Below are 22,809 nucleotides of genomic sequence, written 5' to 3' on the forward strand. Positions count from 1 at the left end.
CCGCGCCCGGGGCGCGGCCGGGATGCGCTGTCAGGCCGCGATGGGCGCGGCCGAAACCGACGGAGACACCGCCATGACTTACGAGCTTCCTTTCGACGATGCCTACGAGCCCTACCACGCCTCTTCGCCGACCGACCGCGTCATCCTCGAACTACAGATGTACGGCCATCGCCCGCAGCAGGACGAACCTGATCCCCGCCCGCTGCCCGATGACGAGGCGATCCGGGCTGGCCTCGCCGGCATCGTCGAGACCTTCGCCGGCATGCTCGGCGACACCAGGCTCGAACCCGATCTCGACGACCTGCTCTGGTCCTTCGCAAACGTCTTCCACCGTGCCGCCGAGCGCGTCGCCCGCAGCCTCGACCGCAACGAGGAGGCGCAGCGTTCGAGCCAACAGGAGCAGGACGGTTCCGAGGTGAAGTCGGTCGAGCTGGAACGGCTCACGGCCGAGGGCATCACCTATATCGAGCGCCGCAACGTGCTCGAAATCATGCGCAATGAGGCCGCCGACCTCTACGAGGCGCAGACCGGATCGGCATGGCGGCCGCGCACCGGCTCCAAGGTTTCCCACCAGGCGATGACCGCGTCGGTAATCGACTCCAGAGACTTCCTCGCCGCCCGCCGTCGCGCCGAAACCGAGGTGCTTGTTCCAGCTGGCACCAAGATTGCCTTCGCAGGCGGCCTCGACTGCAACGATCACGATCGGATCTGGGACGCGCTCGACAAGGCGCGCGAAAAGCATCCCGACATGGTCCTGCTGCACGGCGGCAGCCCGCGCGGCGCCGAACGTATCGCCGCCTGCTGGGCCGAAAACCGGAAGGTCACGCAGATCGCCTTCAAGCCGGATTGGACCCGGCACGCCAAGGCGGCTCCGTTCCGCCGCAACGACCAGCTTCTCTCGGTGGTGCCCTACGGCCTGATCGTCTTTCCCGGTTCCGGCATCACCGAGAACCTGGCCGACAAGGCGCGTCGGCTCGGCATCCCCGTGTGGCGGTTCGCGGAGGACGGCGCGTGAGGCCGTTTTCTTGCAAATCAGGAAAATCCAGATAATATGGAGATCGATAAGGAGTCCAGCCATGCGCCAGTTCACGACGGGGGATCTCAACAAGCAGGTTGGCGACGTCACCGACGTTGCCAGCCGCGAACCCGTTATTCTTACCAAGCACCGCAAACCCCGGTTCGTGTTAATGAGTTACGAGCACTACGAACGGATGCGCATCGGCGGCGATCCCCGCCGCGCATACCATGTTTCCGAGATGCCGGAGGAACACACGGAACTCTTCGTCGCCGAGATCGACCGACTGGCGCGCGGGGAAGGATACGATGATGAGCGGTAGATTTCTGCCTGGTCAGGTGATCTCCTACCCGTATCTTTGGGCATGGCAACACGAGCGCGGCGAAACGGAAGGCCGCAAGAGCCGGCCGACCTGCGTGGTCATCGCTGTCCGCGGCGCAAGAGATGGCCTGACCCATCTCGGGCTCCTGGCGATAACCACCCAGCCACCGCCCGGCGATCGGGTCGGTTTGGAAGTCTCCGCTATCGAGTGCCGCCGCGCCGGTCTGACCGATCTCAAACGCTGCTGGATCGTGGTTGACGAATACAACTACGATATTGCCGAACGCTCCTGGTACATCGAATCCGACGGTAAGCCCCTCGGTCGTTTCAGCAAGGCATTCATGATGAAGATCGCAGGCGCCTTTATCGAAGCGCGCAGCGAGGGCCGCCGCGTCAGCCGTCTGGATTGACGTTCTCTTTTCGCGGCGGGGAGCATACCTCGGATCGAATCAGTCCGTATTTCCGCATGCCTGTACGCCGGTCGCAGGAACAGGAATGGCTTCGTCACGCAAATCCGGTGTCATGCTGCATTGCCCCGACCTATGTCCATCCAGCACGGAACGCACCATGGCCGCCGCCGCAAATAGGAAGATATCCGTCTCGATGCGGTTTCGCGAGAATGATCTCACCATCATCGACCGCGGCGCGCAGCTGCTCGGCCTGTCGCGCACGGAGTTCATGCGACGCGCAGCACTCCACGAGGCCCTCAGCGAAACCGTCATTCGCCTCCCCGCAAACCTATGACGCCTTAGTGCAGGCGATCTCACCCCCCGCCGCTGCGCCCCCGCCGAAGGCGGCCGAGCGGCTGCGCTGGTCCCCGCCCTGGGACCGCTAGGTGGCGCTTTCAGGCATCGAACTCCTCGACGACGCGCACCGCCTCGGCAGCTTCGATTGCAGCAAGGCCGCGCTCGACGCCTGGCTGGCCGGCTTCGCGCGAACGAACCAGGCCCGCGGGTTTACCCGCGTCCTGATCGTTCACGACCAGGACGCAGTCGTCGGCTATTACGGCCTCGCGCCAGGCGTGATCCAGCCAAACAGCGCACCGCGCGCCATCCGCACCGGCCGGCGGCCGCCGCAGGATTCATTCCCGCGCGCGACAATCCGTCGTCCCCGCGCGCGACAATCCGTCATCGATCGCCCGCACCACCACCGCGCGGCCCACCGCGATGTCGGCGCCGGCGACGCAGCGATGCAGCGCGTCCTTGACCGGGCCGCTGCCGACGCCTTGCCCGGCATGGCGGTGGTCGAGGGCGAGTTGTCCGATCAACAGGGTCGATCGTGCCGGAGGCGTTACGCGCGTGGAGCTAGTGGCTTTTGTCGGCCAGCCAGAAGCTCACTCCTGGATCGAGCGCATGAGCACCAGCGGCAGGGTCCGGGCGCGCCGGCCTACGGCCGGCCGGGCTCTAGTCGCGGCGCCTCGCCGCTCCCCGAGCCGGCTTTCGCCGTCTCGGCCTTCGGGTGACGATCCCTCTCGCAGGGGCGAGGGAGAGGGCGGCCGGCGCGGGGCGGGGGGCGCTAGAGAGAAGGGAAAGTCACGATGTCGATGATATTCATAGATGGATCACGCGAGATATTCGAGCTGCCGGAACCTGCCATCGCTCGCATCGGCGCGATCGTCGCTGCAGAGCACGGCGTGCTGATTGGCGACGCGTCTGGAGCCGACGCCGAGGCGCAGGCCCTGCTCGCTGGCTACGGCTACGAACATGTCGGGGTCTTCCATGCGGGCAAGGAACCTCGCAACAATCTGGGCGACTGGGCTGCCTACCATGTCCCGTCTCCTGAAGGCGCTGACGGGGATTGGTTCCACGCTGCCAAAGACCGGGAGATGGCGCGGCGCGCCGACTTTGGGATGATGGTCTGGGACGGCGCATCGCCCGGGACGGCCGTCAACGTGCTTCGGCTCGCCATCGCGAACAAGCCGTGCGTCATTTACGATCTGGCCAAGGGCAGCATGGCGACGACGTACAATGTGCAAGACTGGTGCGCCATGCTCCGCCATGCCGGTCCGGACATTCGCCGCGAAGCCGAAGCCCGAATGATGCCGGACGAGCGTCTGGCCTTGCCAGGATGATGTCGGCGCGGTCCCCCCGACAGCCCGGCGATCCGGCCCCGCGCTACCAACTCCACTTTTATGGACGGCCGGAGCCGGCCCCTTTCGAAACCGCCCCACGCGCGCAGAGCCGCGGGGCGTTGTGCAGAATGATCCTCCTGACCCGTCTCGCATCTGACGCGGGTGCAAGATTGCCGAACATCCTGGATTCTTGGTCATCCAACCTGGTTGCGAGGCATCGCCCAGAGGGCGTGAAGTTCGCTGCCAATCGGCTCCGATCTCGAAATCGATGTGCCGCCATACCGAATGCGCTAGGCGGTTCAAGCGCCATGCTGCTGTTCGATCTGTTGGCGATGCCGACGACATGACCCGAGAGGCCGCAGCCTGTTCCCGCGATCCGGCAGCGTTTCATGGGCGGCCAAGCGATGGCGGCCTGAGTTCTTGTCCATCTGCCGCATCCGGGGCCATTCCCGTTTCATGTCGCCTTTGTAGACGACCGCCTGCTTTGTGCGGTCAACCCCCGTTGGGGGTACACTCGGCGAATATTCAGGAAAATTCGATTTCTGTTTTTGTCCGCGGACAGGCGAAGGGCCTGCCCGCTGTTTTTTCGGCGAATAGAATTTTCCAGAATTTTCGCCGAGATGACCGCAGCAGGACGGCCCTCTCCTTTGGCGCCATCGGGAATGGTCCCGATGCAACCGAGGAGAACTACCATGGCCACCACGATCGCAAACCTCACCACCAAGGCCGACGGCTCGATGGAAGGCGTCTTTGCCACGCTTCGGGTCAACGCCCCGATCACCCTGATCCCGAACACCAACAAGTCGCGCGAGGACGCGCCCGACTACCGGATCGTCAACAAGCGCACGGGCTTCGAGATCGGAGCCGGCTGGCACCGCACCTCCCAGCGTTCGGGCGAGGAATACCTCTCGGTCAAGCTGGAAGCGCCTGAGATCGGCGTCATCTTCGGCAACCTCGCACCCGCCCCGGGCGGCGAGGAGAACAAGAAGGTCATCCTCTGGAACAACCCCCAGTGAGGCATCGGTGGCCGGCTCCGCAAGGGGCCGGCTTCCCCACCGGCAAAAGGAGGTTGCAATGAGCCGCTACACCATCACTGTCACTGGCACCGCCCCCGGACAGGTCCGCTCGGATCCAGACGCTGTCATCGGCTACGACCCACCGCTTCGGACCTACTTCCTCCAGGCGTTCCCCCACCAGGAAACCGACGAGCCCGCGCTCTGGCTTGGCACCCACGATCGCGCGTTCGAAGCGCTTGACGATCTTCGCCATGCAGCCATCTCACACGGCTACGACTTCATGCCGTTGTCGCCCAAACTGGCGGCAAAGCTGGTCGGCGACAAAGCGGCAGCCAGTGCGCTTCCGGATCGGGACGACTTCCTTGGTCAACTGCTGAAACACCTCAACCAACCCGAGTAGCCAAATACATCAAAGGGCCCGCAACGGAACACTCCGTCGCGGGCCCTTTTTTTCGCGTCGCAAAGAGCCACGACCGCCGATTATTCCTTCGGCAATTTGTGCTTATGGATGCGAATGTAATCCTGCACAGCCCTTCGCAGCAGTTCGGTCATGCTGTGCCCGTTGCTGATCGCCAGCAGCTTGAACTGGCGCTGCTCCGCAGCCGTCAGGTAGTAACCGCAGCGGATCATCTCCTCCTCGCGAATCTTCTTCCCGGCGACGGGATCCTTTTTCTGGCCCTGCCGCAGCAGCTTGCGAAAGTCAGGCGTTGCACCCGATGCCGGCTCGAGCGTCTGCGGCATGGCCGATCCGGCATTTGGCTCCAGCTTCTGCCCCTCGTTTTTCGGTGATGAAATGAACATGCTCGGCAGTGCCGGCGGCTGCGTGGAAATCGCCTTCATCATGCGGGCTTTCTTGTCGTCACCGGGTTTCGGTGCGGGTTCTTCGCTCATGCCGCGTTCCTTGTGGCTTCGATGAAGGTTTGCAGAAGGTCGTCAAAGACCCCTTCGCTCTCGGCAACCGCCTTCGCGTCAGGCACCGCCGGGCTGTAAAGGGTCTGCCCGGTCTGAAGGTCGCGGTAGGCAACGCGATTGTGCAGGACGTGTTCTGCAATCGGCGTGCCGTTGGCCTGGATGATGGCGCGCAGTTCGGTCAGGGCTCGCGCCCTGCCATCGATGATGGTCTGCTTGGTCAGCACGAATATCGCAGGCAGCGGTTTACCCCGGCTCTCGACCGCCAGCGGGATGTAGTGGTCAGTGATCTGGATGGCGGCGGTCACATCGTCGAGGGCAAAATAGACCGGCACGACAATAATATCGGCTGCGAAGAGCCCGGCCATGAGGTTGTCATTTGTGGTGCCTTCCGTATCGATCAAGACGACGGAGCGCTCACAGTTGTGAATGGCTGCGGCGTCAAGGATTTCCTGCGGGGTCATCGCGCTCACCAGCTGCAGCCTGTCAGGACGATTGCCAGCTTCACCCAGCATCTGGAACCAGCGGTTCATGTTCTGCCGCCGGTCGCCGTCGACAAGAGTGACCGAATAGCCCCGATGCAGCGCGACGGATGCAAGGGCGCGCAGCATCGTCGATTTGCCAGTGCCGCCCTTGGGGATCGCAGCGGAGATGATCATTGGGGGCCTCCTTCCGGCGTGGGCTCCTTGTGTCCATGTAAACATGGGAACATGGGAACAAGTCATCATGGACACATGGACCAATATTACATCCAAACATGGGTGGCATAGTCAACGGGGCAGACCGGTTTGGCAACCCAGGCGCGCATCGATAAAGGCCCGCTCAGGGTGCAGTCACTAACGCGGCGGTTGCCATCTTCATGCGAGAAATGATCTGCCGGGCTGACCGGAGTGCGGACCGCCCTGATGTTTCCATGTTAACATGGAAACAAGTCTTCAACGCCACATCACAACAAATCACGATGGAGACATTGCGACGCTGCAGTCGGGCTGTGCCGTCGACAACTGCGCTGGTGAGAAGACGCGCCCCCAAACATTTCTACTTCTCCACGTCTTTTATTGGCAGGATAGCCTATTTTGTGATACACACAAAATAAGCGGCGCGGCCCTGGCGGGCCTTAGCGCCCGCAAGCGGGCTTGAGAGATGGATGCAGACGCCCAGAAAGCAGCGGTGAAGAGCGCGTCGCGACGCTATGGCGAGGTGACGCACATCCGGTTTTCGGCTAACGAGCTGGCCAGCCTCAAAGCCATTGCGGAGCGGGACGGCGTAACCGTCAGCGAGGTCGTCCGCCGTCTCGTGAGGGCAGAGGCCGGGCACCTGCCTGTCGCATCAGAGGCGTTGCGGCCGGCGATCGTGGACATGACCGATCAGCTGCGGCGCGTCGGCGTCAATTTCAATCAGGCCGCGCGCGCGATGAATGACGGGCGAGTTGCCCATGATGAGGATCTTGAGCAGGCGCTGATCGCCGTGGGTAACCTCGTGCGGCAGTTCCGCGAGGAACTTAAGGCGATGACCGTCGGGCCCCGCAAGGTGAGGGAGGCCAGGCCATGAGCGGTCGTCTTGCTGGCTACGCCGCCGAAATCGAACGCTATCTGCGGGGCGTGTCCGGAGCGAAGCGTGAGGAGCTAGAAGACGACAAGTCTCTGACGGGCGCCCGACGCACGGCCGCCGAATTCCAGGCGATGAAGAGTCATGAGTGGACCGGTGCCGGCGGACGCCTCGGGCAAGGACAAGCCGGCTCGACGGTTGGTGGCGGCAGGAACGCCCCTCGCTCGTCGCCGGGAGGGACAGGAGTGGCGGGGAGCTCCATGTCCAGCAGGGCACTGAAGTTCGCTGCCGCTGCAAGCTCGCCCAACGCTCCTAGCGCGCCGATCATGGTCTATGGCGCCACGCTCGCCGGTTTCCGGCCGGAAGAGGAGGAGGAAGACTGGAAGCGGCGGGGCGGCGGCGGCGCCCGTGGTGCTGGCCGCTCTGGCGGTACAGGACGAGCGGCGCGGGCGGGCTATCAGGCGCGGGCCGTGGCGGCGCGGGCAGGCTATGCGGCGGGCGCGCAGCCTGCTGTGTTCAAGGTCATGCCCAACCCGCCATCGACCAAAGAAGCCGCCGCTCGGCTGCTCAATTACATCGGGAAGCGCGAGGACGAAAAAGGCGAGAAACACGACATCGAGATTTTCGACGAGGATGGACAGGTCCTTGCGACAGGCGCCGCACGAAAGGCGTTCCTGGAGACGTTTTGCGAGACGTTCGAACCGCCCTTGGAGAATACCAATTTTCTGGAGGTTCGTTTCGAGCTCGCCGGCGAGGTCGCCGATGCCGCCTTGAGCGAGGCGCTGAACGAGGCATTCGGTGCAAAACCGTTCATCTATGCGCAGGACGGACAGGCGGTGCAGGTTTACGCGCACACCGATGAGCGGGCGGGACCGCTTGCGAGAGTCCTGGCCGGCGGCCGGGAAAAGTCGCGCAGCAAGGCACTCGACAAGATCGAGGCACGTTTGTCTGAGGCGATGGGCGCGGCCGGGGTGGTAGCCAATGCAGAGGTGACGGCGGCGGTGAGCCGTGAACCCAAAGCGAAATATTTCCTGCAGAAGTTCATCCGCACCCACAGCCAAGTCCGCCACGCAAATGGCGAGGCTGTGCCCGGGGTGAAGAATTCCACGAAGGCGGCGGCTTCGGTCTATGAACAATGGCGCCCGCAGTTTTCGGGGCGTGAGCGGCGCAATGCCTATCACCTGCTTTTCTCGGCAAGGGCCGGCACCGATGCCAACGCCGTCATGGCCGCGGCGCGCGACGTGCTCGAGGAGCGAGCGGCGGGATACAAGTTCGTCCTGGCGCATCACAAGGACACAAAGCACGTCCATATCCATGCGATGGTGCAAGCAAGGTCAGCCGACGGCGAGCGCCTGAAATTCTATAAGCCGGATCTCGCAGCCTGGCGCGAAGCCTTCGCGGAAAAGGCACGCGAGAACGGTATTGCGATGGTGGCGACGCGGCGCATGGACCATGCGATGACGCGGCCATTCACGAGGGAGCATGCGGGGGCTTATAGCCGCGCCCAGAGCGATCCGCGCTACCAGGTCAGTGCCAGAACGATCGAGCGGGTAGAAGCCAAACAGCAGCGCCGTATAGACGGGCAGTCCCTTGTCGTGAACGGCGATGCAATTGCTGCCGCGTGGCAAAAGACTGTGACGACAATGCGGACCGCGGGCGTAGTCGGTCAGGCTCTCACGGCAGCGGAGTCGATCGGCAACAATTTTCTGCAGTTCCGTCGCGAGCGGGCAGGGGATGGGCAGCCAGGTCCTGCCGCGGATCGCGGAGCTGATCAGGCGGGACAGAAGTCTTTCCTGTCCCATCCCGGTATGAGAGAATTGAATGCACTGATAGGAGATTTGAACATGGCGCAAACCCCCTTGGAAATGCGGCGTCAGATGGCCCGCGTCAATCAGGCTCTAGACAACATGCGCGAGACGCTGCCGCCGGCGCATCAAGGACAGTTCGAACAATATCGTGAAGAGGTGAACGACAAGATGCACGACCGTCTGGCGCGGCTGCAATTCGAGCGGCAGCAGCAGCGTCGTGGCGGTGTCGGCGAGCCGATCCCCGAGCGCGAGGCGCGAGGGCGCGACCTTCCAACTCGGGACGATCCCCGCGAGCCGGAGCAGCCGCGCACAGGCACCGAGCAGGAGCAGGTGAGAGCCAAGCAAAAGGACGCCAACAAACAGAAGGCACGGCAGTCGGAAGAGCAGGACCGTAAGACCCAGCGCTCGAATGATAACGATTACGAGCGCTGAGCAAGGGCCGACCTAGCGTCCTCCCACGGAGGTAGGTCTGCGACGCATTCGTCATACAATGATCAGGAATGGCAGCAATGCGCCCCATGTCGGCCATAGAGACAAACCTTGCCGCGCCCGGAAGCAGACATTACGGCTGACCATGATGGACGTCGCGGTCGCGCCAGCTGCCGACGCTCAGCGCCAGATAATGAGCGTCTTGTTTTGAGGCCGATTGCGGAACGTCGCCATGTGAAGTTATTGATCGGGTGGCATCGGCGTGCGCCCTTGCGCTTCTTCCAGACATGACCTTTTCTGTCGGCGCACTAATTGAGCGAATTCCCCAGCATGCGCTTTCCACCAAGCTCTGAGTCGCCAGACGAACGAAACGCTAGACAACTAGTAGAGCTCGAGGACGAGTGGGGCGAATTAGGCCCGAAAAGGCAAATAGACTTTCATTGCACATTCCCCAATTTCGATCGGAGAAAGACGTTTTCCGGCAAGGCGCAAGACGCCGGTTTCCAGCTTCGTAACTCCAACGAAGAACACGGCTCTCGTTGTTACTTGATAGCCTCTGTGCGGATTGAGCCGACAGCATCGACGATAACTGCCCTTCAGGCGAAGCTTGAGTCGTTTCTCGAGGATGCGGACGATACGTACGGCGAGGGCGATCCGCCCGATGGCCCCTCAAGCGTAGATGGATGGCAGTATCCGCCGAAGACGGAGGTTTCCTTTTGGCCTAATGAGTCGAGCAAGCGGGCGGCTCTTTCAGCGCAAGTTCAGGCAGCTCAAGCCCGGGCGGCGGTCTTGTTCGGAGGTGAACTGGTCAAAGACCTGCTGCTCGATAGACGGTTCTGGTTGCCGCCGAGCGTACGTGATCGCATTGACCAGCCTCGCTCGTCGTTCAACCTTGTGCCCTCGGAGTTCTTGCGGAAAGCCCTGACTATGCAGCCGAAGGCTCCCGAACCCACCGCATCCGCGTTTTCGTGGCTGTCTTCGGGCTGCACCGCAGCGTATCCCCCAGCGCCTGCCGCCCGACGATGGGAGCGACGCCTTCGCACCGCGCCCCTCTCGTGTGGTTGGCATATCGACTCCCTGCCTTAGAGAGTGAAAAGGTGGTTTTCTAGGCCATTGCAGCAATAGCGGCCCACTTGCTTGCCAAGGGCCGCCTCATTAGACAGTCGTCATGGCACGGATTAATCTCAAGAAGTTCATCGCCGAGCATTACAAAGGCGGCGTGACGGCGCGGGACGTGATCCGTGAGGGGATCACCAATTCGATCCACGCCGGTGCGAACGAGATTTCCATCGATCTCTGGTTCGAGAAGCAGCCGGACCTGTTGGGCGATGAGGTGCGCAACGTCCTCGACCGGATCACTGTTTCCGACAATGGCGAGGGGTTCACCCAGGACAATCTCAACTATTTCGATGAGATCTGCACAGGCCACAAAGACGATATCGGTGGTAAGGGTGTCGGCCGCCTCTCCTTTCTGAAATATGCCAACCGCGTCGAGGTTCGCAGCCAACTACCCGTACATCTGGTCGAATTCCGTTACACTCCTGACTTTAAGCCGGAAGATATTAAGCGGACGGCGACTTCGGGAAAGCTGGAGACAACGATAACGATTTCCGAGCTCAGGGAGAAAATCAACACGCAAGTTACCAAGCTCGTCAATTCGATGTGCGACGACCTGCGTCTATTGCTGTTTCTGAACAAGCAGGCCGGACAGACGATCTCGATTACCTTCACCCACAATTCGAAGCAGCCCTTTCCGGATACATTCGTGTTGTCAGGCGAGCAGATCGAGGCGCTGAAGACTCGGTCGTTCGAGGTCAGCGGCGAGACGTTCGACTGCTATCTGTTCCGCGAGGAGGCCCCGCACAAAGGGATCGTCGCGATGCTCTGTGCCGACCAGCTATGCGTCGAGGAGTATCAGATCAGCAAGCGGTTCGACATCTGCCGCTATCTCATCTCGATCACTTCGACCTATCTGAACCGCAGCTCCAATATCGAGCGCCAGAAGCTCGAAATTCCAAAGACGACCTCCGACGCCGATCTCGTGTCGCCGATCAGCCGCGACATGCTCATGCCGCGCATCCACGAAGAATGCCTGGCCATGATCAACGAGACGGCGGAAGGCGACATCGATGCGTTCAAGGCCGCCAATATTGAGAAGCTTCAGAAATATTATCCGTTCATCACCGTTGAATCCCTGAACGGAGATGCTGCTATGTTGGACGCTGACGAGATCGTCAAAACCTATCGGGCGCAGCAGGCGCGGCGAGAAGACCAACTCGTGGAAGACATGGTCGAAGGCCGCAAGGTTGACTTCGACGATATCTCTCATCTCGCCAGCGACGATCTGGCCCGCTTCATCGTCCATCGGGCGCTAGTCATCGACTCACTAGCCAAGATGCCGCGTGAATCTGCGGAGCACGTCCTTCACGACGCGATCCTGAAAAAACACAGCGATGGCAGCAATATCCGCGAGAACAATGTCTGGCTAGTGGACGACAAATTCCTGTCCTACTCCAGCATCTACAGCGACGCGACCCTAGCGAAGATCGTCCGCGAGGTCGGCATCGAGACAGAGTCGAAGCAGCAGCGCAAGCCCGACGTCGCGGCCTTCTTTTCCAAGGATAACGAGGGGCATCCCAACAGGCTAGTCATCATCGAATTCAAGAAGCCTGGCGCCGACATCTTCGACAACAACAAGGCGCTCCTACAGTGCCGCCTCTATGCCAGCGAGCTCGTCGACCGGATCGAGACGGTGCGGGAAGTGTTCGCCTTCTCGGTCGTTGAGATTGATGACGAATTCTATAAAGACTTGAAGCGTACCGGGTTCAAGGACGTGTTCTCGCTAAGCGAACGGGTGGTCTATGACGACTTCGTCATCGGCACAGACGACGATATTCCGCTGCACCTCTATGTAATGCCGGCCGCCTCGCTTATTACCGACGCCAAGGCGCGCAACCGAGTTTTCGAGGAGGTGCTGCGGTTCAACATGGCCCAGGCCTCGTCGGCGGTCGTGGTCCCTGCGCCGGATCCTGTGCCAGCCGAATAGTCGCGCGGCGGCAGTTGCATGATTTCTAGTTACTTCAAAATTTTGGTAGCGGAAGAGCCGTAGCAACGGCCCGAGACGGCGGTCTGTTGTTTCAATGCCTCGAATTTGCCTCTGGACCGGCCGCGGCGGCGACAGTTATTTCGTGATGTCGCGGGTCGGCCGTGAACCGCGGATCACTCGTCGCTGTAGCTGGAAGACAGCAGGATTCCCAATGACAACCAACGACGTGGTTCCCAGAGCCCAAACCTAGAAGCGTTCGAGATTTCGCGAGAAGACCTATACGAGCAGGTCTGGGAAACACCGATCAACCATCTGGCTGAAAACTTCGGAGTGTCAGGCTCCTAGCCCCGTCATTCGAAGGCAAGGTGACGCCGGCACCGCCGTCTAGCCGTGAGAGCACACTCCGGCACGAAGTCCGCAAAGTCAGCTGCGACTGGACGAACGCGGAAGACCGACCAGTCAGGCGGTCCAACACGTCCTGCGCCCAATTCTAAAGCCATTGCTTGCCAAACCGTCCCTCAAGCATAGCCACTTTGGTCGGAAGATGGTCATCGCCAGTGGTGAGACCGAGATACATCGCCGCCCGCGTCGCCCCTACATAAAGGTACTTTTCGAATAGATCGGGTTGGCGCTGTGCGAGTCGGTCGATGCCGAGGAAAAAGACCGCCTCAAATTCCAAACCCTTGATGTGACGCACGTCGAACACGCGCACATCGTTTTCCTGGCCGGCCATTTCACCGAATGGACAAGGGACAGCACGAATGTTGCTCGACATGAGCGCATCGTTCAGCGCCACAGCCATCGGGATAACCTCCTCTTCATCACTCACTAGGATTGCGATACTCGGCACTTCGTCGCTCAGGCGCTCGATCTCGACTATTCGGTCCTTCAGCCAAGACGCGCAGGCGAGGCGATCTCCCAATTTGACACCGAGAACGGGATCGAATCCGTCATTGTTGACGCGCTGCGGCAACTGCGCCTCAGGGACATCGGGCGATGAAAGTAGTGCAATAGCCCGTGCCAACTCATTCAACTGGCGGCTATGGCGATAAGTAATATTGACGGAACGAACGTCGAAATCCGGGAAGACCCACTTCAGTTCCTCATCCGAACGGGTCCCCCATTCGGTGATGCGTTGATTGAAATCGCCGCAGGCAACAAAAGAACGGGCTGCCGGATCGCACAATGCCGCCATGCAGGCGAGTTGTACCGGCGAGAAATCTGTCGCTTCATCCACTAGGATTTGCGTGCGATTCAGCGACGCGATGGGCGCCAAAGCGACATGGCGGCCTTGGGCGTATCCGCGTGCGATCCGCCGATCCGCAAGCAATGTGCGGGCGGAGTTGAGGATAGCGAGCAAAATCAGATCGACCTCCAGCGGGTGCAGGTCGGTCGCCGCAATCGGGTCACGTCGGTACCAGTGGCCTTCCGTCTGACGTTCGCGGCGAAAGCGTCGATACCTTGTACCGACCCCGTCAACAAGACGCCGTTCGGCATTCAGGAAACGCCGCGCTGCAGTTTGCAGAAGGAGATCGGTCCCGATTGTGCGCAAAGCGTTTTGCGTTAGGCTTCGGTCGCCAAACCAATCGGCAAGTCGGCCGTTGCGCGATTGCTTTCCGAGCGATCGTCCGCTGGCCACTGCGCGAGCTTTGGCACGCAAGGCGCGGTACAATGCTTCCACAGCAGCTTCGCGGCCAACCTTGATCTGCCGGCTCTCTTCCTCATCCTCATCATCGAGATCTTCGTTATCATCGCTTTCTGTCAGCGTTCCGATGAACGAGACAAGTGCATCGAGGAAACCAGCGTCTGCCCTAAGCGCCTGTCTCGCCGCCGAGCTTACCGCCTCATCGGTTTTCCTCTTCAATCCGCCGATCAGCGCCTGAAGCTCGTCCGCTAGAGCCGCTATGGAAATCAAGGCGCCCGGATGGGGGCCAGAAACGGAAGACGGTAGTGCTTCCCGGAGACGCGTGCCAAGACGCTTTGTATCTGCCGCACCATCGGCTGCCAGAATATCGGCGTTCGTTTTCAGGTCCCCCCAAAACAGGCCGAGCTGCCAAGCCTCAAAATCCTCGAACCACGCCCGCTGCGCCGCTACCGTTTCCGGCAACAGCGACGACAACGCATCCTTCATTACGAACGAGCCGCCCCCGGCAGCGGAGCGCAAGACACGGAAGCGGTTCCGGGCAAGCTCACGCCGATAGTCGTCCCAAGTCTGAATACGCTCATCAGGTGCCGGGATAAGCTCCTTCGCGAAGGCTTCCTTCACATACCGCCGCAACAACGTGGTCGGTGTGAACATCAGCCAGCTAGTCTCGTGCTGGGCTTCGCCCGACGTTGTCGCGCCGATCACATCCCGCTCTTCCTCAGGAAGGCTTTCCAGATTGATCTTCTGTCCAAGACGCTTGATAAGCGTGGTCGTTTTCCCAGTGCCGGGCGGCCCAAGGATCACAAGGCGCGTATCAATAGGGAGACGGAATATCTCATCCTGATACTCGTCCAGAACCTTAAGATCACGGAGTGCCATCCTGGTAATGACATCGCGTTTGCGGCCCTCAAAAACGACGGCCGCAGCCCTGTCGCTCGCCAACGCGGCCTCAAGAATATCAAGCTCCTCTTCAGTGACACCCAGGCCCCGCAGCAGCTCGCGAAGCGAAACGACCGTAAACGCCGCGAAATCCTCGCCTTCAACGAAGGTGTTGAGCGAGTCCCAGATGCCGCCCGCTTCCTTGGCGTACAGCGTTGACTTCTCGAGCACAGTGAATGTCTGAGATCCAGGACCTAGGATGGTTCCTCCGATGGGAAGCGCGGCGATTCGACCAAAGGGAAGATGATAGCCGACGGCAATACTTCCGTCCGAAGGCGTCCGGTGCGGGATCGCCCGGGAAACAAAGACGAACCTGCGCGCGCCATCTTCGTCCTGTGCCACCACACGGGAAAAAGCTGGCTCTGCCAGCAGCGCAACAAGCGCGCGCCGCAATTGATCAGAGTTCTCACCGACGCGGCGAACAGCAGCGCCGTCTGTAAAGGCGTTTAATGAGGCCAAGGCGTTGGCGGGGGACGGACTTCCCTCAGCAAGTTTCTCCCGAACCCGGAGTGCCGTCTCTTCGAAATGCCGCAGCGTATGTTCTGCAATCGGCACAGCGCGCTCCAACTGGGTGGGCGGTGCCGTTGCCACGGAAACTGTTTTCTTCTTGTTCAAGATCTTGTGCCCCTCATCCAGTCCGTCTTCTTTCCGGACGTGAAAGCATCTTAGACAAATATTGCCCACTCCATGAAGGGAATTTGAAGGTATTTTAGAGTGCAAGCGTTGGCGGGCCGCATCGGCTTTGCCGACCAGGCTGTCGTGAACCGAGGCCGCTTCGCGTTTTTCCCCGCGAAGGCAACCAGTGGCTGCTTTCTCACGAGCAAGCACCGAAGCAGATCGTCAACCTGCGGCCCAAAAATCGACCTCAATGGCTAAGTGTGAGGGAAAGCGGGATTGCGGATTTAGGCAGGCCGGCCTTTGCAGGCCGACCCGCATTTTGATCGACATGATGACCATGTGACGTTGGGTCCCCGGCGTGACGGCCAAAGACCCAGCCCTTTCACATTCAGGCTCAGCGCAAACTCCGCAAGCGCGGACGCACCGCGAAAACCGCCTGAAACATCGAGCCGGCACATCGGAGCCATCGAGCTTCAAAAGATGTACGAAAATCGTGCATGAAACATCCCGGCGCAGTCTCACTAGGACTTCGACTTGATTTCGTGAGATGAAGAAGAATGGCGGATCCGGAATTCAATGACGATGGTTATGACACCAAGACCGACATGGTCCCGGAGTTCTTCAATTTCATCCGAAGCTTACGCGCAGATGATCTTGTGGCCGAGCTCTTGCAGAACGAGATCGACGCGGGCAGCACGCATACGATCCTAGACTTCGGTGCCGACCGGCTCATCGGCAGCGGCAATGGCGCATCGGTCGATGCGGACGGCTGGAAGCGCCTCACTTATCTCCGCGGTGCGGGCGATGAGGTGCCTCAGAAAAAAGGGCTCATCGGCATCAAGAATCACGGCCTCAAGGCGTGCTTCACGATCGGCGATTCGATCCACATCCGCTCGGGCAAGCTTAGGACCGATCAGACGCTCTACAGATATGGGGAGAACAAACCGCCCAAACCCGGTGCGCGCCGCGTGCCAGTTGCGGATCCCGACGGACCGGACGTAGGTTGCGCCATCGAGATTCCATACCGGCGGCGGCAACTGGTTTCGAAATCGGGCGAGCGGACAATCCTCGAAGTGCCGAGCGAGGCGGATATCGACGCCTTGTTCACTGACGCGGCTTCGTCCCTGGCACGGCGGTTCATCGGCACCTTGCGCCCGGACATCCGGCCGCACTATGTCATCGAGCTCAGGCATCACCGGCTCGGCACGAAGCGCTTCTTCTTCTCGACCACCAGGGCGCTCGACAAGGGCAAGTTCCAGGTCTTTTCCCGTAGCTGCGAGATAAGCGGACCTGATGGCGATAGCGTCCTTCGAGAGCGGGTCGCCACGCGCACGATCGGACGCCCCCAAGGGGCCCAGCATGACGTTCCGGCTTTCTATGCCCGCAAGGCGCGCCTCGCCATCGAGGTGGCCTGGGCGGAGACCCTGCGGGGGCGGATTGTTGTCGGCCGGGGCGAGCTCAGATATCCGATCGGCTATGTGCTGGGCGGCCCCTCCTCCTCAAGCGGCTTTGCGGCCCATTATTCCGCGCCGTTCGCCTCCGATACGGAGCGGCATGGCCTCGCCGACCAGTCGAAGGTCTGGAACACACATCTCGTCAATGGCTGCGACGCGCTTCTCGTCGAGGCCATTTCGTGGCTGCTCAGCCGTGCGGATTTGCTGCCACTCGATCTCCTGGGCGCCGATTTCGCGCCGGACGAGCGGCTCGCCCCGCTGGTCGTGGCGCTCGCGCAAAGCCGCGCGCTCCCGAGCATCGCGCCGCGCGCAAGACAGGGCGCAGCCACGAACAAGACGCGCCGCCGCTGGACGCGGATAGTGATCCCGAGCACGCAGACGCGTCCCGGCGTACATTCAGACGCCCTGGCGGATGTGGCGCCTCCCGAAGAATGGCTGCTGGCGGCCGCGACGCCGGAGCGGATCCGCTCGCTCCTGCTCGACCGGAATCTTGCCGGCTGGCTAGAAAACCGGATCAGCTTCGACGAGACCGACGCTGCCGAGCGATTGAGGCCATTTGATGCGGAAGACGGAGGCTATTTTCCTTGGGCGAGCGACGCCGAACGCCGGTGGGGTTTGTCGAACCTTCCTCTGGTGCGGCGCCATCTCGACGCCTTGCTCCAAGGCGATCCGATCCCTTCGCCGGCCCACGACCTCGAGCTCCCCAACACAAATGGCATCGCGACGCCGATGTCGCAGATGAGCCTGGCCTCTGAACTTCCTACCGATCTGCCGGGCGTCAGCCTGCCACCCATCGTTCATCCCGACCTTTCCGCGCATCCGATCTTTAGATCGCACGATTGGCTGCGGCCGCATTTCGGATTTCCGGAACTGGTCGAGACCCTGGCCGCCGCTCCGATCGGCGCGAGGGTCGCCAAAGGGCTTTTCGCGTGGCTGGTTCACAACCCCGCGGGATTCCCGAAAAAGGCTTGGCCCGCGATCAAGAAGCTGCCGATTTGGCCGGATGCCAGCGGCATGCCGGGACCGCTCGGCAGATTGTGCGAGCCCAACAGCGGCGGGCCCGCACGGGTCGTCGCGAGCGCGCTAGCGCGCCCGCATGCTGACATCGCGAAGCTTCGGACTGCGCTGGCGCACAGGCGGCTGGGCCTTACCGTTCGCAACGAGCCCAGCGAGGCGGAAGTCTCGAACTGGCTGGCCGCCACCCTCACTGATTTGCCAGAGGGACTGGTGCTCGATGCTGAGGAAATGTTGCGCTTTCGCAAGCTCGAGCGTGATCTGGAAACCATCGCCAAATCAACAAGCGCGCGACTCCTGGCCGCGAGCGACGCACCGTCGGCCTTGGCGCTCGATGGTACGCTTAGAGCACGATCGGACCTGGTCTCACCGACGCCGGCGGTGGGGCGGTTGTCCCTAGTGGGCGAGCATGTCGCCGCTAGCCGCTCCGACGCACTCGCGAAGATTTGGCCGATGCGCGCCGCCCCGAACGCGGCGATGTTGCGCGCGGCGCTTGGCGCGGACCTGGCCAACCAGCCTGCTTTGCTGGGCCGGCTCAAGGCGCTCGCCGACGTTGCCGATGGCTATGATCTCGGGATCGGCCAGCTTGCGTGCATTCCGCTGGGCGGCGACTTTGCCGCGCCTGTGGAGCTAGCCTTCAAGGGTAACAGAGGCGACTATTGGGGCGATTGCCGGCGCCAGATCAGCGGCAAGAATCTCGCGCCAAACGACCAGGCCCTTTATCGCCGCGCCGGCGTGTTGCCGGCCGAACCCAGTACGGAGAGCTCACGCGCGTTCTTCGCCTGGCTGCGCGAGGACGAGCGGCAAATCGAACCGCACTTGCCGCAGATCGTACGCCATTTCGCGCATGAGCGTGGGCCGACGAGCTGGTGGGGCATTTATGAGAACGAGCCCTGCCTTCCCGTCGACAGCGCGCGCGGCCTCGAGCTTGTCAGCTACCGTACAGCTACGAGGGGCCGCTCGGTTTTCGTGAAGGATTTCCCAGCGCTTGCGCGGACCATCCTGGAGGATCCAGGATCGCTCATGCTCGCGATCGACAAGCATGAGCAGGTGATTTCCTCGATCACTCAAATCCTGCTGGGCCAGGGTGTGCGATCACTTCGACATGTCGCGGGCGAGCCCGCCAAGGTGACGGGGACCGATTCCGTGCCGGCACCGACTTGGGTTCAGGAGATCGTCACGACGCTTAAATCCAGGCGTATCGCCAGGACGCTCGAAAAGAGGCTGGACCATTACCAGGTCGACAGGAAGTATATTCATGCGCACTGGCCCAGCCGTCTTTCCGGCATCGCGAGCGTCATGTGCGCGAGGAGGGTTCTTGCGACCTACAAGATCGGTCAGCGCGAAATCGCGACCGAGATCGACCATGCATTCGACGAGGCTGCGGGCATACTGTGGCTCAAGCTTGAGCCTGACGACCGACGCAGCAGCGTCGAGAGCGCCCTTTTTGTGGCGATCGCCGAACGAATTTTCGTGCAAAGCGCTCCTCTTTGGTGCGGCCCAACCCTGGCCGCGGCGCTCAATACCGACATCGTCGAGGCCAAGGCCGCAGCCGAGCAAAAGCTCGACTTCGAGGAGCCGCTGGAAGCGGATGAAAAACCGCTGGATGAGGACGAGTCGATCGGCGAGGTCGAGCCGGATGAAGCGCCGATCGGCCATTATGACTGGACGCCGGACCCGACCCGGAACGTTCCCCATCCCGCTCCCCTGACGGAAAATCACGGCAAGTCCGAACCTGAAAAGCCCGCCGAGCGCGACAAGAACAGGAAGCGCGAACGCGCGGCGGTGCCGGGGGAGGAAGACCAGATCAGGGATCTGAAGCAGAACCATTATGCGTTTCACTGCCAAATCTCGCTGGCATCGCACGCGCCGGCCAGGCTGGCGCCTGCCGGAAGCTATGTGGAGCTGGCTGAAAATCGCGCCAAGATGATCGACGCCCATCATGCCGATTATGCCGGGGCGTCTGGCGCACGCCATGCCGGCAATCTGCTCATCCTGTCCCACGTCGAGCATCACAAGGTTGGACGGCAGCTGAGCCGCGAGCAAGTACGCGCGGCGCTAAGGGATGCGCGCCCTCGTCAGGTGGTCTTCGGCAAAGGCAGGCAGCGCAAAACGGTCGAAGGCGTCGTGGCCGATGTTCTTGTCGCTGCGACTGGGGAGATCATCTCGATCTTCTTCACTTTGGACCACAGGGACTACTGGCTTCGATAGTCCCAACCGAACAATGCGCCGCGCACTTCGGCGCGTGGTGCGTCGGAGGTGGCGGCCTTCTGCTCAAGCGGCGCCATGATCTTCAAGAGACGAAGAAGTTCAGCGGTATCGAAGCCGGTGCCGACTTTCCCGGCGTAACGCAGCTTGCCGCCGTCATGAACGCCAAGGATCAAGGACCGAAACGCGCGGACCTTGTCGGACGGCGTCCAGCCGACAATCACAAATTCCTGCCGCCTGATGCATTTGATCTTCAGCCAGCTTGCGCCGCGGGCCGCCACATAACTCGAATCCGCGAGCTTTGAGATGACGCCCTCAAGGCCGGCTGCGCAGAAGCGATCGAGCAGCTCTTCTCCGCGGCCGAGGATATGGTCGGAGTAACGAAGGACCGGATTTTTCGCAGGCAAGATCGCCTCCAGCTTCGCCTTGCGGCCAAGAAGAGGAAGCCTTGTCAGATCTTCGCCGTCGAGCTGCAGCAGATCGAACGCATAAAAGTCGATAGTCGCCGGGGCACCCTTCAATGCATTCTGAAGCGCCTGGAAGTTAGATCTTCCTTCCNCGGCCGAGGATATGGTCGGAGTAACGAAGGACCGGATTTTTCGCAGGCAAGATCGCCTCCAGCTTCGCCTTGCGCTCAAGAAGAGGAAGCCTTGTCAGATCTTCGCCGTCGAGCTGCAGCAGATCGAACGCATAAAAGTCGATAGTCGCCGGGGCACCCTTCAATGCATTCTGAAGCGCCTGGAAGTTAGATCTTCCTTCCACATCGACAATCACGGCCTCGCCGTCAATCAGGGCGGAGCGCACCTTGAGCTTGCGAGCCTCGGAGAGGATCGAGGGAAAACGGCTAGACCAGTCCAGACCAGATCGTGTGTAGGCTCGCGCCTCGCCACCGCCNCTCGGAGAGGATCGAGGGAAAACGGCTAGACCAGTCCAGACCAGATCGTGTGTAGGCTCGCGCCTCGCCACCGCCGACGGCAACGAGAATACGATAGCCGTCGTATTTCATCTCATGGATCCAACGATCGCCGGCAGGGACCGTGTCAACGAGCGTTGCGAGCTGGACCGGCCGGAAAGCGGGCGGCGTTAAAGTGACCTGGTCACGAGCGGGCGACTTCGCTTGACCAGCGCTCGACGCATTGATTGCCTTACGCGACGTTGGCTTGACCACTCTGGCCTAAACCATACTCAGAGACGAAATAGCGTTATCCGCGTCCAACGCGCGACTACTTCTTTAGTTTCGCTGGCGGCCGTGTTGAGCTTTTCGCGATCATTGCCGAAACGCTTGATTAGCGCCTCGGCCTGAGGCCGTGCTTCCTGCCTCCGGCCCTTCCATTCCCGATTTGCGCGCACAGCTCACAGGCAATAATCAAGAGCAGGAACGTGCCCTCAAATGCCGCCACAGCGTGTCCGGTTTCTGCCATCAGCTTTAGAAGCCCGGTTGGGCCTCCACCGAGGGAGACGTTCCCCCGCCTTTCGCCAGGCTTGGATTCTTTGCCAACCACGCATTTGAAGCCTATGTTTCCCACATCGGCCGCCAGCGCTTCGGACGCAGCCGACAGTAAGAGGTACGTGCTCTTGCCCGTATGGGAGAGAGAGCCATGCCCCAATCCCTTCTTCGCAACCATGTATTGAAAACCCTCTCCTCGGAGGATTTCGCGCTTTTGAAGCCCTCACTGCATCACGTCGAACTGGGCATCAAAGACCAGCTGGAAGTCTCTTATCAGCCGATCGAGCATGTGTATTTCCCAGAGATGGGCATCGCGTCAGTGGTCGCTACGATGACCGGTGGGCGGCAAAGCGAAGTCGGCATCGTCGGCCATGACGGCATGACAGGAGTTGCCGTTATTCTCGGCCAGGACAAGTCGCCCAATGAAACCTATATCCAAGTCGCAGGTAATGGCTGGATCCTCCCGGTTGAAGCTCTTCGCTCTGCGATTGCAGAGAGCCAATCCCTTCGCGAGTCACTGCTTCGCTATGCCCACGCGTTCCTCATCCAGTCGTCCCGGACGGCACTGGTCAACGGCCACTCCAAAATCGAGGAGCGGCTGGCCCGCTGGTTGCTGATGGTCCAAGACCGCGTCGAAGGAAACAAGATTTACCTGACGCATGAGTTTCTGGCGACCATGCTTGGCGCTCGGCGCCCGGGCGTTACGACCGCCCTCCAAATGCTTGAGTATCGGGGGCTGGTTCACGCCAGGCGCGGCGAGATCACAATTGTCGACCGCGTTGGAATGATACAACTCACACATGGTGCCTACGGGGAGGAGGAGCAAAGTCACTTCAGCCTAGCCTCCGTCTAATTGTCCTGAATCAGACAAACCCTTGCAGGCTACCGAATTCGTGCCGTAAATCGTGTTGAGGGTTCTAGGGAGGCATTCTCGATGAGCAGCACTTTTCACACAGTCACGGTTGAAAAGGCGGCAGAGGCCTATGTCCTTTCCAGAGGCAAGGCCCAGTTCCTGTCCATCGCACAGGCGATCCGCGCTATCAGAACTCTCATGCCCGCATGCAAGGCTACCGACCACGAGTTGGAGGAGTTGCTGGCAGCGGCATCCATCATTCACGGTGTGCCCGTCGCTTTCGATGCAAAAACAGCCGATGGCGTAGAGCCACGGCTCCATTCGTGGGCCATAGATGCCTGCGCTCGCGCAGAGGCCTACCTTGTCGGACGTTCGCCAGGCGATTGTCCGCTACCTTATCGACGGTGTCGTCAGGCCGTACATTTCGATATCCGAGGTTAGCCACGCCGTAAGGGGAATATTTCCGCT

The 22,809-nt window shown here is 61.1% G+C and carries 20 protein-coding genes; 15 read left to right on the forward strand and 5 right to left on the reverse strand.

Annotated elements, in window-relative coordinates:
* The first annotated feature begins 73 nt into the window (after nt 1-73).
* The 8 genes from X738_RS75175 (at nt 74) to X738_RS75210 (ending at nt 4,823) form a co-directional block, all read left to right on the forward strand.
* Complete coding sequence (locus X738_RS75175) at nt 74-1,015, forward strand: DUF2493 domain-containing protein (RefSeq protein ID WP_031256592.1); 942 nt, start codon at nt 74-76, stop codon at nt 1,013-1,015.
* Between the two features lie 61 nt (nt 1,016-1,076).
* Nucleotides 1,077-1,337, forward strand: coding sequence for a type II toxin-antitoxin system prevent-host-death family antitoxin (locus X738_RS75180; RefSeq protein WP_023802997.1), 261 nt, complete (start codon nt 1,077-1,079; stop codon nt 1,335-1,337).
* Entirely contained in the window at nt 1,327-1,746 is a 420-nt protein-coding gene (locus X738_RS75185; protein ID WP_031256594.1) for a hypothetical protein, read from the forward strand. The genes X738_RS75180 and X738_RS75185 overlap by 11 nt, the downstream gene beginning before the upstream one ends.
* 157 nt (nt 1,747-1,903) lie before the next feature.
* Nucleotides 1,904-2,080: a plasmid mobilization protein gene (locus tag X738_RS75190; protein ID WP_023802999.1), complete on the forward strand. Its 177-nt coding sequence runs from the start codon at nt 1,904-1,906 to the stop codon at nt 2,078-2,080.
* Nucleotides 2,081-2,171: 91 nt separating this feature from the next.
* Nucleotides 2,172-2,798 carry a hypothetical protein gene (locus X738_RS81265; RefSeq protein WP_023803000.1) on the forward strand — a complete coding sequence of 209 codons (627 nt, stop codon included), beginning with the start codon at nt 2,172-2,174 and terminating at the stop codon, nt 2,796-2,798.
* A gap of 75 nt (nt 2,799-2,873) precedes the next feature.
* Entirely contained in the window at nt 2,874-3,407 is a 534-nt protein-coding gene (locus tag X738_RS75200; protein ID WP_023803001.1) for a hypothetical protein, read from the forward strand.
* 692 nt (nt 3,408-4,099) lie between these two features.
* Nucleotides 4,100-4,423: a DUF736 domain-containing protein gene (locus X738_RS75205; RefSeq protein WP_023803002.1), complete on the forward strand. Its 324-nt coding sequence runs from the start codon at nt 4,100-4,102 to the stop codon at nt 4,421-4,423.
* A 58-nt stretch (nt 4,424-4,481) separates the two neighbouring features.
* Nucleotides 4,482-4,823: a hypothetical protein gene (locus X738_RS75210; RefSeq protein WP_023803003.1), complete on the forward strand. Its 342-nt coding sequence runs from the start codon at nt 4,482-4,484 to the stop codon at nt 4,821-4,823.
* A gap of 80 nt (nt 4,824-4,903) precedes the next feature.
* On the opposite strand, the gene X738_RS75215 is transcribed toward X738_RS75210, so the two are convergent.
* A complete protein-coding gene (locus X738_RS75215; RefSeq protein WP_156942713.1) occupies nt 4,904-5,266 on the reverse strand; it encodes a hypothetical protein in 363 nt (120 codons plus the stop codon).
* A gap of 44 nt (nt 5,267-5,310) precedes the next feature.
* Nucleotides 5,311-5,991 (reverse strand): ParA family protein, encoded by a 681-nt coding sequence (locus X738_RS75220; RefSeq protein ID WP_023803005.1) that lies wholly within the window; start codon nt 5,989-5,991, stop codon nt 5,311-5,313.
* 484 nt (nt 5,992-6,475) lie between these two features.
* Between X738_RS75220 and X738_RS75225 the strand changes: the two genes are divergently transcribed.
* From X738_RS75225 to X738_RS75235, 4 genes are all read left to right on the forward strand, one after another.
* Nucleotides 6,476-6,883 (forward strand): plasmid mobilization relaxosome protein MobC, encoded by a 408-nt coding sequence (locus X738_RS75225; protein WP_023803006.1) that lies wholly within the window; start codon nt 6,476-6,478, stop codon nt 6,881-6,883.
* A 323-nt stretch (nt 6,884-7,206) separates the two neighbouring features.
* Nucleotides 7,207-9,120 (forward strand): relaxase/mobilization nuclease domain-containing protein, encoded by a 1,914-nt coding sequence (locus X738_RS75230; protein WP_198032918.1) that lies wholly within the window; start codon nt 7,207-7,209, stop codon nt 9,118-9,120.
* Nucleotides 9,121-9,447: 327 nt separating this feature from the next.
* Entirely contained in the window at nt 9,448-10,203 is a 756-nt protein-coding gene (locus tag X738_RS89355) for a ribonuclease E inhibitor RraB (RefSeq protein ID WP_031256599.1), read from the forward strand.
* 82 nt (nt 10,204-10,285) lie between these two features.
* A complete protein-coding gene (locus tag X738_RS75235) occupies nt 10,286-12,163 on the forward strand; it encodes an ATP-binding protein (RefSeq protein ID WP_023803009.1) in 1,878 nt (625 codons plus the stop codon).
* A 490-nt stretch (nt 12,164-12,653) separates the two neighbouring features.
* Here X738_RS75235 and X738_RS75240 read toward each other — a convergent pair whose 3' ends face one another.
* Complete coding sequence (locus X738_RS75240) at nt 12,654-15,362, reverse strand: ATP-binding domain-containing protein (protein WP_023803010.1); 2,709 nt, start codon at nt 15,360-15,362, stop codon at nt 12,654-12,656.
* Between the two features lie 560 nt (nt 15,363-15,922).
* Here X738_RS75240 and X738_RS75245 point away from each other — a divergent pair.
* Nucleotides 15,923-20,044, forward strand: coding sequence for a hypothetical protein (locus tag X738_RS75245; protein ID WP_023803012.1), 4,122 nt, complete (start codon nt 15,923-15,925; stop codon nt 20,042-20,044).
* On the opposite strand, the gene X738_RS75250 is transcribed toward X738_RS75245, so the two are convergent.
* On the reverse strand, nt 20,029-20,562 hold the full coding sequence (locus X738_RS75250) for an ATP-dependent DNA ligase (RefSeq protein ID WP_023803013.1): 534 nt from the start codon (nt 20,560-20,562) through the stop codon (nt 20,029-20,031). The two genes, X738_RS75245 and X738_RS75250, sit on opposite strands and share 16 nt — an antisense overlap.
* A gap of 22 nt (nt 20,563-20,584) precedes the next feature.
* A complete protein-coding gene (locus X738_RS83605) occupies nt 20,585-21,007 on the reverse strand; it encodes an ATP-dependent DNA ligase (RefSeq protein WP_245277825.1) in 423 nt (140 codons plus the stop codon).
* A 632-nt stretch (nt 21,008-21,639) separates the two neighbouring features.
* On the opposite strand from X738_RS83605, the gene X738_RS75260 reads away from it, so the two are divergent.
* Complete coding sequence (locus tag X738_RS75260) at nt 21,640-22,341, forward strand: Crp/Fnr family transcriptional regulator (RefSeq protein WP_031256604.1); 702 nt, start codon at nt 21,640-21,642, stop codon at nt 22,339-22,341.
* Between the two features lie 81 nt (nt 22,342-22,422).
* The gene (locus X738_RS83610; protein WP_245277826.1) at nt 22,423-22,782 is read left to right on the forward strand and encodes a hypothetical protein; all 360 of its coding nucleotides are present in this window, start codon (nt 22,423-22,425) and stop codon (nt 22,780-22,782) included.
* Nucleotides 22,783-22,809: the final 27 nt, after the last annotated feature.

This window comes from Mesorhizobium sp. L48C026A00, assembly GCF_000502375.1.
Lineage (GTDB): Bacteria > Pseudomonadota > Alphaproteobacteria > Rhizobiales > Rhizobiaceae > Mesorhizobium > Mesorhizobium muleiense.